We start from the raw sequence: 12,495 nt of genomic DNA on the forward strand, positions 1-12,495 counted from the left end.
GTTGCGTTTAGGGGAGGGGAAACGGCCAAGGGCGCCGCGCGGGCGCCCTTGAGGGAAATCAGATCAGTGCATACTGCTTGAGCTTCTTGCGCAGAGTGCCGCGGTTGAGGCCGAGCATCTCGGCGGCGCGGGTCTGGTTGCCATTGGCGTGTTCCATCACCGTGGTCAACAGCGGCGCCTCGACCTCGGCCATGACCATGGCATAGAGATCGGTCACCACGCCGCCGTCAAGATGGTCGAAGTAGCGGCGCATGGCGGCATCGACCGCCTCGCGAAGCGGCTGTTCCTGATGATGGGGGGCGCTTGCCAAGGCGGCACCGCGCTCGATGGCGGTGAGGCTCAAGGCATTCTCGCCGGTGGCCATGAGGTCGTCGGGCGTTGTCGCTTGCCTACTGGTCATGCTGCACTGGTTCCATCTGTTGTCAGGGTCCGTGGCGAGCCTTCGGCGCCGTGACAAAACAGTTCGTCCACGAAATGAAGTTGATCCCGGGCGCTGTCCAGGATGTTGAAGCGGGCTCGATGGGCCTTGAGTTCGTCGGCTGGACAGTGCCAAGCCAGATACCATCCCAGGTGCTTGCGCGCGATGCGAACGCCCATGTGTTCCCCATAAAAGTCGTGCAGGGCGCTGAGGTGCCCTTGCATCACACGGCGACGCTCGTCCCGAGAGGGAGCGGGCAGTGTCGTGCCGTGGCGCAGGTAATGGTCAATCTCCTGGAAGATCCAGGGATTGCCCTGGGCGCCACGCCCGATCATCACCGCATCCGCACCAGTATAGTCGAGGACGGCGGCGGCCTTGGCCGGAGAATCGATATCGCCGTTGGCGAATACCGGTATCGACACGGCGGCCTTGATGGCGGCGATGGTGTCGTACTCGGCATCGCCGCTGTAGCGCTGCTGGCGATGCCGACCATGCACGGCGAGGGCCTGAATGCCCGTCTCTTGCGCTAGCTTGGCGACTCGCACGCCGTTGTTGCTGTCGGCACACCAGCCGGTACGAATCTTCAGCGTCACCGGGATGTCGACGGCAGCAACCACGGCACCGAGAATCTCGGCGACCAGCGCTTCGTCGCGCAGGAGTGCCGAGCCGGCGGCCTTGTTGCAAACCTTCTTCGCCGGGCAGCCCATGTTGATGTCGATGATCTCGGCGCCTTGGTCGGCGTTGAGGCGCGCCGCCTCGGCCAGCATCTTGGCATCGCCGCCGGCGATCTGCACGCTGCGGGGCCCCGGCTCGCCGTTATGATCGAGTCTCAGGCGCGACTTGCGCGTATGCCAGAGAGCCGGATCAGAGGTCACCATCTCGGACACCACCAGACCCGCGCCCAGCTGCCGGCAGAGCTGGCGAAAGGGGCGATCGGTGACGCCGGCCATGGGGGCCAGGATCACGCGATTGGTCAAGCGGTGCCGACCGATGGCGGGCAGGCTAGCGGGCATGGGCGTCACGGGGTTGCTCGAACAGAGGGGGCATATCATACCCATCGACCGGCGTTGGGTGAAGGCGAAAATGCGCCTTTGCCTAGCCGGTCGTTCCGTCAGGCGCCGGTTCGATGCCCTTCGAGGCGCACCCAGCCCTCGCGTTCCTCGGGTTCGGCCATGCTAAGGCCTTGGGCCAGATAGGCTTCCAGTACCTCGTCGGCCTGATGGGCGAGGATGCCCGACAGGGCCAGACGACCGCCGGGGGCGACGTGCCCGGCGATGGTGGGCGCCAGTTCGATCAGCGGGCCGGCCAGGATGTTGGCCACGACGATCGGGTAGCGGTCGGCGCTGAGTTGCTCGGGATAGTAGAGAGCCAGGCGATCCTCCTCTACCTCGTTGCGCTCGGCGTTGTCACGGCTGGCGGTCAGGGCCTGGGGGTCGATATCGCTGCCGGTGGCGCGCTTGGCACCCAGTTTGAGGGCGGCGATCGCCAGTATCCCAGAGCCACACCCCACGTCGAGCACCTCGCGGCCGTCCAGCTCGCCAGCAACCGCCAGGCCATCGAGCCATTCGAGGCACAGGGCGGTGGTGGGATGGGTGCCAGTGCCAAAGGCCAAGCCCGGGTCGAGCCGCAGATTGACGGCCTCCGCATCCGGCGCTTCCTGCCAGCTCGGCACGATCCACAGGCGGCTGCCCATCTTCAGCGGGGCGAAGCCGTCCATCCATTCGCGCTCCCAGTCGCGATCGGCCAGCAGCTCATACTCGATCTCGGGGCAGGGCTCGTCGGGGACCTCGGCGGCCCAGGCCGCGCGGACCTGATCGAGCATGGCATCGATGCCTTCCAGGTCGTCATAGAGCCCGGTCAGTACCGTCTCGTCCCACAGGGGGGTAGTGCCTCGATCGGGTTCGAAAACCGGATCGTCGTGGGCGTCCTGCAGCGTAATGGCGCTGGCGCCCTCGGCGAGCAGCAGCTCTTCGAGAATTTCGGCCTGGGCCGGGGCGATGCGAGCCTTGAGTTGTAACCAGGGCATAGCGTCGGTCTCTCGTTAAAAAATCGCGGTGGAAAACGCCAGCGGGGCGGCATAGGCCGCCCCGCTGAGGAGAAATCCCTCGATACCTTTGTCGTGGATGCCTGTCGTTAACACCTGTCGTTAACACCCGGGATGAGCGTCAAGCCGTCCCGTGATTCACGTTCAGGTTCTCTCTCAGGCTCAGGACTCGAGCTTTTTCTCAAGGTAGTGGATGTTGACCCCGCCCTGTTGGAAATAGCCGTCGCGGACCAGATCCTTCTGCAGATCGATATTGGTCTTGATGCCTTCCACCAGTAGCTCGTCCAGCGCATTGCGCATGCGTGTCAGGGCGTTCTCGCGATTCTTGCCCCAGGTGATCAGCTTGCCGATCAGGGAGTCGTAGTGAGGCGGCACCGTGTAGCCGGTGTAGAGATGCGAGTCCATGCGCACGCCGAGACCGCCGGGCGCATGATAGAGGCTGACCTTGCCCGGCGACGGCATGAAGGTGCGTGCATCCTCAGCGTTGATGCGGCACTCGAAGGCATGCCCGTTGAGGGCGATATCCTCCTGGCGCACCGACAGCGGCTGGCCTGAGGCGATAAGCAGCTGCTCCTTGACGATGTCGATGCCGGTGACCATCTCGGTGACCGGGTGCTCGACCTGTACGCGCGTGTTCATCTCGATGAAGAAGAACTGGCCATTCTCGTACAGGAATTCGAAGGTGCCGGCACCGCGGTAGCCGATTTCGATGCAAGCATCGGTACAGGCCTTGAGGACCTGTGCGCGGGCATCAGGGTCGAGCCCGGGGGCCGGCGCTTCCTCGAGTACCTTCTGATGGCGGCGCTGCAGCGAGCAATCGCGATCATAGAGGTGCACGGCATTGCCCTGGCCGTCGGCGAGTACCTGTACCTCGACGTGGCGAGGCTGTTCCAGATACTTCTCCATGTAGACGGTGCCGTCGCCGAATGCGGCATTGGCCTCATTCTGCGTCACGCTGATCGAGGAGAGCAGGTGAGCCTCGCTATGTACCACGCGCATGCCGCGACCGCCGCCGCCGGAAGCCGCCTTGATGATCACCGGATAGCCGATGCGCCGAGCCACCGCCAGCGCTTCTTCCGGGTCTTCGGGGACTGCGCCGTCGGAGCCAGGAACCGTCGGCACGCCGGCCTTCATCATCGCCTCGATGGCGCTGACCTTGTCGCCCATCAGGCGAATGGTGTCGGCGCGCGGGCCAATGAAGGTGAAACCGGAGCGCTCGACCTGTTCGGCAAAGTTGGCATTCTCGGAGAGGAAGCCATAGCCCGGATGAATGGCATCTGCATCGGTGACTTCCGCGGCACTGATCAGTGCCGGAATGTTCAGGTAGGACTTCGCCGAGGAGGCCGGGCCGATGCATACCGCTTCGTCCGCTAGGCGCACATGCATCAGTTCACGGTCGGCCTGGGAATGCACCGCCACGGTCTTGATGCCCAGCTCTTTGCAGGCACGCAGGATGCGCAGGGCTATCTCGCCACGATTGGCGATGAGTACCTTGTCCAACATCTTGTATCCGCCCAGGTTGGAGTGGAAAGGGGAGGTGAGAATGGCCTTAGCCGATGACCAGCATGGGCTGATCGTATTCCACCGGTTCGCCGTCTTCGACCAGGATGGCTTCGATGACGCCGTCCTTGTCCGCTTCGATCTGGTTCATCATCTTCATGGCTTCGACGATGCAGATCGTTTCCCCTTTCTTGACGCTTTGGCCGACTTCGACAAACGACTTGGCGCCGGGAGCCGGTGCACGATAGAAGGTGCCGACCATCGGTGAGTTAACGGTATGGCCGGTGGGCTCGGCCGGGGCGGCGGGCTCTGCCGGTGCGGAAGGCGCGGCCGGTGCGGCGGCAGCGGGTGCCGCCGGCGCAGCAGCGGCAGGGGCCGGCTGATAGGCCACACCGTTGGGATGACGGCTGATACGAACCGACTCTTCGCCTTCCTGAATCTCGATTTCGCTGATGTTGGATTCTTCCAGCAGCTCGATCAGCTTCTTGACCTTGCGGATATCCATGAGTCTGTCTCGATCGGGTGATAAGGGGTGGGTCAGGTGTGCAGGTTGATCCGGCTTTGGGCGCTGTCAACCTGCTCAAACTTTGTCTAGATCACGGCATGATGTTGCACGATGCCGCTGATAGTCGCCTCTAAACGGCGTGTCGGCGGAGTGTGCCGAAAAAAACGGGTCATGTCCAGTTACGCTCGGAACCACTCAGACAGTGTTCCTACAGGGGTTAGGCCGAGTGTCCGTCGGACTCATCACCCTTGGCAAACCATTCCAGCAAGGCATTCAGATGATCGGCGAAGAGGGCGGCTTGCACTTCCCCTTGGATGCGGGCATCTCTGATTTCCTTGCCGGCGTTGAAGAACATCAGGCTGGGAGGGCCGAATAGCTCGAAGCGCTCGAGCAGGGCGCGGCTTTCCGCGTTGCTCTCGGTGACATCGACGCGAATGCGGTAAAAGTCGTCGAGCCGTGCTGCTACCTGCGGGTCGGGGAAAACGTCACGTTCCATGATCTTGCAGGATATGCACCAGTCGGCGCTGACGTCGACGAAGGCCGGTTGGCCACTGCGCGTGGCGCGCTCGAGCTCGGCGTTCAGTCCCGCGAGCCCCGTGACCGTGGTAAAGCTTGGCGAGGCATCGGGCTGGCTGGTGTTAGCGGTGGCAGTACTGGTTTGCCAGGCTAGTGGGCGCAGTGGGTCCTGGGCGCCGCCGGCTGCCCCGACGACCAGGGTGAGGCCCCAGGTCAGTAGCATCAGCCCACCGGCCTGGCTCAGCCGGGCAGCTCCCTTGGGGTGATCGAAACGCAGGGCGCCCAGCGCTAGAGCACTGCCAATCGCCAGCGCAGCCCACAGCAGAAGCGTTAGCGGCCCCGGCAGTAGCCGCTCGATCAGCCAGACCGCAACGCCTAGCAAGAGCACGCCGAAGGCGGACTTGACGTGCTGCATCCAGGCGCCGCTGCGGGGAAGCAGAGTGGCGCCGAAGGTGCCGACGATCAGCAGTGGCACGCCCATGCCCAACGCCAGGGCGAGCAGCCCCAGCCCGCCCATGAGGGCATCACCGGTGGAGGAGATAAACACCAGTGCGCCGGCCAAGGGAGCCGAAACGCAGGGCGATACCACCAGCACCGACAGGGCGCCGGCGAGCGCCAATCCCAGCGGACCGCTGCGCTGGGCGCGATCCTGCCAGGCGTCTAGGCGCTGGCTGAGCCTCACCGGCAGTCGTAGCTGGAAGATGCTGAACATGGCCAGGGCGAAGACGACGAACAGGGCGGCGAACGGAATCAAGACTGCTGGAGACTGCAGGCGTGCCTGGAGATTGAGGCCGGCGCCGAACAGGCCCATCAGCACCCCGACGCCTGCATAGGTCAGGGCCATGCCGGTCACGTAGCTGCCCGACAGGGCGAAGGCGCGCAGCCGCGAGGGGCGCTGGCCGACGATGATCGAGGCAAGGATCGGCATCATCGGCAGCACGCAGGGGGTGAAGGTCAGCCCCAGCCCGGCGAGGAAAAAGAGGCCCAGTACCAATGCCGGAGAGGCATCCTGCAAGAGGTTGCTGAAGTGGCCGTCTTCACTGGTCAGCGAGGACGCCTTCGGCGTTGTCTCGGTGGACTCGGCGCTGCCCCCTTTTGTAGAAGCGGGGGGCGTGGCGAAGGCCGCCGGGGCGGAGCCAGGCAGGGCCGTCAGCTCGACCTGCTGCGGGGGGTAGCAGAGCCCGGCCTCAGCGCAGCCCTGATAGTGCAGGGTAACGTCGATCGCGTCAGCCCCGCCCTGGGCCTTGATAGGCACCGGAAAGGTGACGCTATCGTGAAAGACATAGACCTCGCCGAGGAACTCATCATTCTTGAAGGTGCCGGCTGGCAAGAGGGGCTCGCCAAGCGTGGCCTCGGCGGTGTCGTTGCTGATGCCTAGCCGGTGGCGGTAAAGATAGTAGCCATCGGCAGCGTCGATGCCGATCATCAGCCGGTCGCCGTCGATCCAGGCGTGGGGGCTGAAGGCCTCCTCTACCGGCAGGAAGTCGCCATTGTCGCCACCAGAGGGAAACAACTGGGCCTGTACCGGAAGCGAAAAGGCCAATAGCAGGCTAACGGCGAGAAAGAAGCGTGAGATCAACGTCAACATCCTTGCAGGTATTCGGGGCGTTAAGAGTAGAGACCAAGACGGCAATGATTCGAAACAGGCATGGCTCGGGTGCGGCTCAGCGATAACGCCTTTATCACCACAGCCGTCAGCCAGCGCTTGTCTGCGACCGGAGCGCTCGACAGGAGTTCCTCAGCCGTGGAAACCTCCCAGGCATTCACCTGCTAGGATAACGCATACGACTTGTCGGCTTCATGCCAAGCATGCGGCGACAGCGCAGGTGACTTCCTTACCAATCGCCAAGGACCTAGACGATGTCATTGTTTGGATCACGCAAGCCCCGTCCCAACCGGCCCACGGATATCCTGGAGCGCCCCGAGTACGGCTGGGTGTGGAAGCCGCTGCTGGGGCTGGTCGTTGTCTACCTGGTCGTGACCCTGGCGCTGGGAGCTTGGTGGAGCCTGACGCCGGACGACTTCAACGTGCAGCAGGCCAGCGCCGAGCAGCGTGGCCGTCTTGGGGCTGACGCTTCCAAGGCCGCGCCGCCCGATACTAGCCCGGCAGAGCGCGGGGCGGTGATCGTCGCGACCCAGATGACGTTGCTCGATACGTTGCTCGACAAGCCGGGTGGCTATCTGCGTAATGACATGCTGCCGCCGGGGCTATGGCTCGACAACATGCCTGCCTGGGAGCTTGGCGTGCTCAAGCAGGCCCGCGGCGAAGCGGATACCCTGGCGGAGAAGGGCATCAGGGAAGACGGAGCGTTGAAAGAGGCCCAGGAGCGGCTCGATGGCGACAGCCAGGACTGGCTTTATCCTTCCACCGAACACCGCATCGCCAAGGCCCGCGATGCTTACGCCGTGGTATTGAATGATCTTAACCAGCAGCGCGATGCGCTGCCGGCAGAGGGCGATGTGCCGGCGTACTGGCTGACTCGCGTGGCCCGGCGTCTGGATGACTTGACCTATCGCCTGTTGGCTAGCGTCGCCGATCCAGAAGCCATGCGCGAACTCGAGGTGGATGTCGAGCAGTTGCCGGGCCGGACGCCCTGGTACCGGGTCGACGATATTTTCTTCGAGGCCCGTGGCCAGGCCTGGGCGCTGGAGCATCTACTGGCGGCCATGGATGCCGACTATGGTGACGTGGTCACCGCCGCCGATGCCGAGCCCTTGGTGGAGCGCCTACAAGCCGAGCTCAAGCAGGCGCAGCGCACACTCTGGAGCCCGGTGGTGCTGAACGGTACGGGGTTTGGCATCTTCGCCAATCACTCGCTGATGATGGCCGCTTATACCCAGCGTGCGGCCAAGCTGGCCGAGGCGCTTTCCGGGCGTCTGGCGGGGGTTAGTGCGCCGGAGCCCACGCTGAACCAGCCGGAGGGTGCGCCGGCGCAAGAGCCGGTAACCGACCAGCCGGGCGCTCAGGCCGGAGCCCAGGCGGGGGCAGAGGCGCAAGACGGATCGTCCGCACCACAAGACGCGTCGCCAGCCCAAGCTGATACCAGCACCTCGACGGCGGGCGATGCCTCGACGTCCGATGACCCAGCGTCGTCGGATGCAGAGGCCAAGGCACCCGACGCCACTTCCGGCGCGGCCGATTCTTCTTCTGGCGCGGACGCCACCGATGAGCCAGCGGCTACGCCATCGCCCAGCAGTGACGATGCCAGTGCTGCTGAGCCGTCGGCCGACTCGGCGGCTGATAAGGGGGATACAAGCGGGGAAGGCTAGCGTGCAGCAAGCCGCCAGGTCATGAGGAATGGCATATCAGAAAGTCGGCGAGGCAGGTGGCAAAGACAGGCGACTTAGCCAGGCAAATGCAAGATATCCAGACGGTTGAGAAGCGGGTGCTGAAAGCAGTTATTGCAGTCAGTTATTGAAAAGGGGCGCTCAATGAGCGCCCCTTTTGCGTTGTGCCAAATCCTGCGGCACCCGTTGCTTACGTTGCGGCGTAACGGCTCATTGGCACGTTACCCGGGGCGGTCTTCCACCCACTGAGCGACTCGCGGATCGCTTCAGGCTTTCTCAAAGGCAGCAGCAGCCTTTTCGATGGCCTTGCGAGCGGCGTCGGCGCCGTCCCAGGATTCCACTTTGACCCACTTGCCTTTCTCGAGATCCTTGTAGTTCTCGAAGAAGTGAGCGATCTGCTGGCGCAGAAGCTCGGGCAGGTCGGTGACTTCCTGAATGTCGTCGTAAAGAGCAGTGAGCTTCTGGTGCGGCACACAGACCAGCTTGGCATCTTCGCCGGCTTCGTCGGTCATGTTCAGGATGCCGACCGGGCGCGCACGGATCACGCTGCCGGGCTGCACCGGATAGGGCGTCACCACTAGGGCATCCAGCGCATCGCCGTCGTCGGCCAGGGTGTCCGGGATATAGCCGTAGTTGGCCGGGTAGAACATCGGCGTGGCCATGAAGCGGTCGACCAACAGCGCATCGAGATCCTTGTCGATTTCATACTTGATCGGTGCATGGTTGGCAGGAATCTCGATGGCGACGTAGATGTCGTTGGGGAGATCTTTGCCGGCGGGAATCTTGTCGAAGCTCATCGTCGCGTCCTTGGGTTGGCAGTAATCGTTGCCTGTTAAGTCTCGCGGATTATACGAACTGCGCGGCGCGATTACCAATGCGACCAAGGCCGTCATGGGCTCCGACAGGGCCTTTGAGTGTGTATGATAGGCCCATCCTCTATCAGGAGGGGGTATGACTGCCGGATCAAGGAGATAGGTAGGTGGAGTCCGAGTTAGCGTTGAGCGTAGGGCAGGCCTTCGTGGCGCCGGAGCGTCGTCGTCATCGCAGTTCGATGTCGGTGCGCATTCCCGAACCACGATTGTTGGCGCTGAAGGGCGCCTGTGCACTGATCAGCGACTCGAGCTCGCGTAATGCGATTGCCCATCAGGCCGGCGAGCTCAGTGTGCGCGGTTTTCTTGCCGACTATATATCCACCCCCGAGCATTGGGATATCAAGACGTCGGCGACTCGGGTGCTGAGGGCGCTCAACGGCTGGTGTCACAGCCAGAGCGGCCATGTTAGCGGCGGCAGCTATGTCTGCTCGCTATCGGCGATGATCTATCGCGGCCGCGAGGCCCATCTATTCCATATGGGCGATACGCTGGTCTTTCGTCTGCGTGGGGCCGAGTTCGAGCAGCTCTCCCGTGATCATGTCACGGATCTGGGGGGATACCGCTATCCCTCCCGGGCCTTGGGCATGGATGGCAATCTGGATATCGACTACATCACCATGCCGCTGAAACAGGGCGATATCTTCCTGTTCACCACCCCGGCCGTGCGCGGCACCCTGATGCCCTCCGACTACGTACAATTGATCCGCCAGGATGCAAGCGATCTGGATGCCGCCTGCGAGCGCCTTGCCGCAACGGCACAGGAGCGTGCGCAGGAGCGTGGCTACGGAGGCGAACAGTTCTGTTTTCAGCTGGTGCGCATCGACCGTCTCCCGGAAGACGTGACCGAGGCCCCGGACAAGCTTTATGGCGACCTGCCGGTACCGGCGGAGCTGAGCGTTGGCCAGCGCCTGGATGGTCTCGAGGTGCGAGGCGTGCTGTCGCGCACCGCCCAGTCACGGGTCTATCGGGTCTTTGATCCGGTCAGTCGCCGAGAAATGGTCATGAAGGCGCCCAGCCCCGAGCTTTCCAGCCGCAATGCCTATCTCGAACACTTCCTGCTGCAGCAGTGGGTGGTCGAGCGCGTCAGGTCACCTTTCGTGGCGCGGATCATGGAGCCGTCGCGACCGCGCACTCATCTGTATTATTTGATGAACCTGATCGAGGGCGAGCGCCTCTCCGACTGGGCGCGGCGTCACCCTCAAGCGAGCCTCTCTCAGCGGTTGGACATCGCGCGCCAGCTGGCCAAGGCGGTGCAGGCACTGCACCGCCGTGACCTGCTTCATCAGCAGATTCACCCTGACAACGTGCTGGTAGATACCCACGGGCAGGTGGTGCTGGCCGACTTCAGCGCATGTCGGCTACGGGAAGGGGACGGGCATAAACATTCGCGGGAGCTGGCGCGCCAGCTCGGCCTCACCGAACACAGTGCGCCGGAATATGCGCTGGATGACGACGTGGGGCGGCGTAGCGATCAGTATGCGCTGGCCTCGACGATCTACTGGCTAGTCACCGGCGGGCTGCCCTACGATATGCCGCCGCATCAGTTGCGAAGCCATACCGATCTTGAGCAGCTGAGCTACAAGAGTGCCCGCTCGCTGAATCCCGAGGTGCCACAGGCACTGGATGACGCCCTGCGCCGAGCCCTGGATCCGCAGCGAGCGCTGCGCTTCCGCCGTCTTTCGGAGTTGGTGGTCGCTCTGCGAGAGCCCCGCAACAAGGGCGAGGCCGTCAAGGCGACGTCATCGGTCTCCAATCGCTTTTGGCAGGGACTGGCGGTGCTGTTGCTGGCGTTGCTGGTGATCTCCTGGCTAATGCGCTAGGCCCTCTCGCTCTGGTTGCCGTACAAAACGGCCAAGCAGGCACGCGAAAACGCCCCGGCAAGCCGGGGCGTTTTGGTGTTGATCATAGGCCGTCGCTGGGTAGCTGCCCGGCGACGGCGAGACGCAGCAGTTGATGCCTAGAGGGTAAAGACAGGCAGTTTGCGCTCGACGCGTTCGAGCTTGAGGCGTGCCACCCGCGGCAGGCCGTTGTCGAACGGCGGGAAATCTTCACCCTGGATCAGCGGCGACAGATAGCGGCGGCAGGATTCGGTGATGCCGAAGCCGTCCTCGCGGATGAAATCCTTGGGCATGAATTTCTCGCGATTGGCGATCTCGCTCAGCGGCGCGGCACCGATCTCCCAGGCATAGGGGGTATCGCTGACCCGGTCGATGGTCGGCATCATGGCGTTTTCACCGGCCACGGCAAGCTCCACTGCCTTCTCACCGACGGCGTAGGCCTGATCGACGTCGGTCTTGGACGCCAGATGGCGTGCGGCGCGCTGGAGGTAGTCGGCGACTGCCCAGTGATACTTGTAGCCTAGGTCCTGCTTGACCATGCCGGCCAGCGTCGGCGCTACACCGCCCAGCTGGCGATGGCCGAAAGCATCGGTATTGCCAGAGTCGGCCAGGAAGGTGCCGTCCTCGTAGCGGGCGCCTTCGGAGACCACGATCACGCAGTAGCCATAGTGCTTGACCGCTTCCTCGACTCGCGCCATCACCGCCTTACGGTCGAAGGCCACCTCGGGGAAGATCACCAGGTGGGGCGGCTCACCTTCACCTTCGCCAGCCAGTGCGCCGGCCGCGGCGATCCAGCCCGCATGGCGGCCCATGACCTCGAGCACGAAGACCTTGGTGGAGGTGGCGCACATGGAGGCGATGTCCAGCGAAGTCTCGAGGGTCGAGGTGGCGATGTATTTGGCCACGCTGCCGAAGCCCGGTGAGTTGTCGGTGATCGGCAGGTCGTTATCGACGGTCTTGGGCACGTGGATAGCGGTCAGCGGGTAGCCGAGCTTTTCCGACAGCTGAGAGACCTTGAGGCAGGTATCGGCGCTGTCGCCACCGCCGTTATAGAAGAAATAGCGGATGTCGTGAGCCTTGAAGACCTCGATCAGCCGCTCGTACTGGGCGCGGTGAGTCTCGATGTCCTTGAGCTTGTAACGGCAGGAGCCGAAGGCGCCGCCTGGGGTGTGGCGCAGTGCAGCGATGGTCTCGTCGGATTCTTGAGAAACATCGATCAGGTCTTCGGTCAGGGCGCCGATGATGCCGTTGTGACCGGCATAGACTTTGCCGATCTTGTCGTCGTGGCGACGGCACGCTTCAATCACGCCGCAGGCGCTGGCATTGATGACGGCGGTGACGCCACCGGACTGGGCATAGAAGGCGTTGTGCTGGGCCATGGGGCTGCTGAGCTCCTGGAAAGCGGGTCATCGTAGGGGCGAATTGTCAGGTCGCCATAGTAGCCCAAAGTGAGGCGACCTGCACCCGCCGGGCACGCGCGCTGGCACCAGGATGGAGGCGGCGCGGGCGCCATG

At 63.6% G+C, this 12,495-nt stretch carries 10 protein-coding genes; 2 read left to right on the forward strand and 8 right to left on the reverse strand.

Annotated elements, in window-relative coordinates:
- Window positions 1-58: 58 nt before the first annotated feature.
- The 6 genes from fis to dsbD form a co-directional block, all read right to left on the reverse strand.
- Complete coding sequence (gene fis, locus BLR71_RS13335) at window positions 59-400, reverse strand: DNA-binding transcriptional regulator Fis (protein ID WP_245696462.1); 342 nt, start codon at window positions 398-400, stop codon at window positions 59-61.
- Entirely contained in the window at window positions 397-1,431 is a 1,035-nt protein-coding gene (dusB, locus tag BLR71_RS13340; protein WP_092527330.1) for a tRNA dihydrouridine synthase DusB, read from the reverse strand. The genes fis and dusB overlap by 4 nt, the downstream gene beginning before the upstream one ends.
- A gap of 98 nt (window positions 1,432-1,529) precedes the next feature.
- Window positions 1,530-2,444, reverse strand: coding sequence for a 50S ribosomal protein L11 methyltransferase (gene prmA / locus BLR71_RS13345; protein WP_092527333.1), 915 nt, complete (start codon window positions 2,442-2,444; stop codon window positions 1,530-1,532).
- Window positions 2,445-2,624: 180 nt separating this feature from the next.
- Window positions 2,625-3,965, reverse strand: coding sequence for an acetyl-CoA carboxylase biotin carboxylase subunit (accC, locus tag BLR71_RS13350; RefSeq protein WP_092527336.1), 1,341 nt, complete (start codon window positions 3,963-3,965; stop codon window positions 2,625-2,627).
- A 46-nt stretch (window positions 3,966-4,011) separates the two neighbouring features.
- A complete protein-coding gene (accB, locus tag BLR71_RS13355) occupies window positions 4,012-4,467 on the reverse strand; it encodes an acetyl-CoA carboxylase biotin carboxyl carrier protein (RefSeq protein ID WP_092527342.1) in 456 nt (151 codons plus the stop codon).
- Window positions 4,468-4,684: 217 nt separating this feature from the next.
- Window positions 4,685-6,571 carry a protein-disulfide reductase DsbD gene (gene dsbD, locus BLR71_RS13360; protein WP_092527352.1) on the reverse strand — a complete coding sequence of 629 codons (1,887 nt, stop codon included), beginning with the start codon at window positions 6,569-6,571 and terminating at the stop codon, window positions 4,685-4,687.
- A 272-nt stretch (window positions 6,572-6,843) separates the two neighbouring features.
- Between dsbD and BLR71_RS13365 the strand changes: the two genes are divergently transcribed.
- A complete protein-coding gene (locus BLR71_RS13365) occupies window positions 6,844-8,253 on the forward strand; it encodes a DUF2333 family protein (protein WP_092527354.1) in 1,410 nt (469 codons plus the stop codon).
- Window positions 8,254-8,537: 284 nt separating this feature from the next.
- Here BLR71_RS13365 and ppa read toward each other — a convergent pair whose 3' ends face one another.
- Window positions 8,538-9,068 (reverse strand): inorganic diphosphatase, encoded by a 531-nt coding sequence (gene ppa, locus BLR71_RS13370; protein ID WP_092527356.1) that lies wholly within the window; start codon window positions 9,066-9,068, stop codon window positions 8,538-8,540.
- 254 nt (window positions 9,069-9,322) lie between these two features.
- Between ppa and BLR71_RS13375 the strand changes: the two genes are divergently transcribed.
- On the forward strand, window positions 9,323-10,963 hold the full coding sequence (locus BLR71_RS13375; protein WP_092527559.1) for a bifunctional protein-serine/threonine kinase/phosphatase: 1,641 nt from the start codon (window positions 9,323-9,325) through the stop codon (window positions 10,961-10,963).
- A gap of 137 nt (window positions 10,964-11,100) precedes the next feature.
- Here BLR71_RS13375 and BLR71_RS13380 read toward each other — a convergent pair whose 3' ends face one another.
- Complete coding sequence (locus BLR71_RS13380) at window positions 11,101-12,360, reverse strand: 6-phosphofructokinase (RefSeq protein WP_092527358.1); 1,260 nt, start codon at window positions 12,358-12,360, stop codon at window positions 11,101-11,103.
- Window positions 12,361-12,495: the final 135 nt, after the last annotated feature.

This window comes from Onishia taeanensis (assembly GCF_900100755.1).
Taxonomy (GTDB): Bacteria; Pseudomonadota; Gammaproteobacteria; order Pseudomonadales; family Halomonadaceae; genus Onishia; species Onishia taeanensis.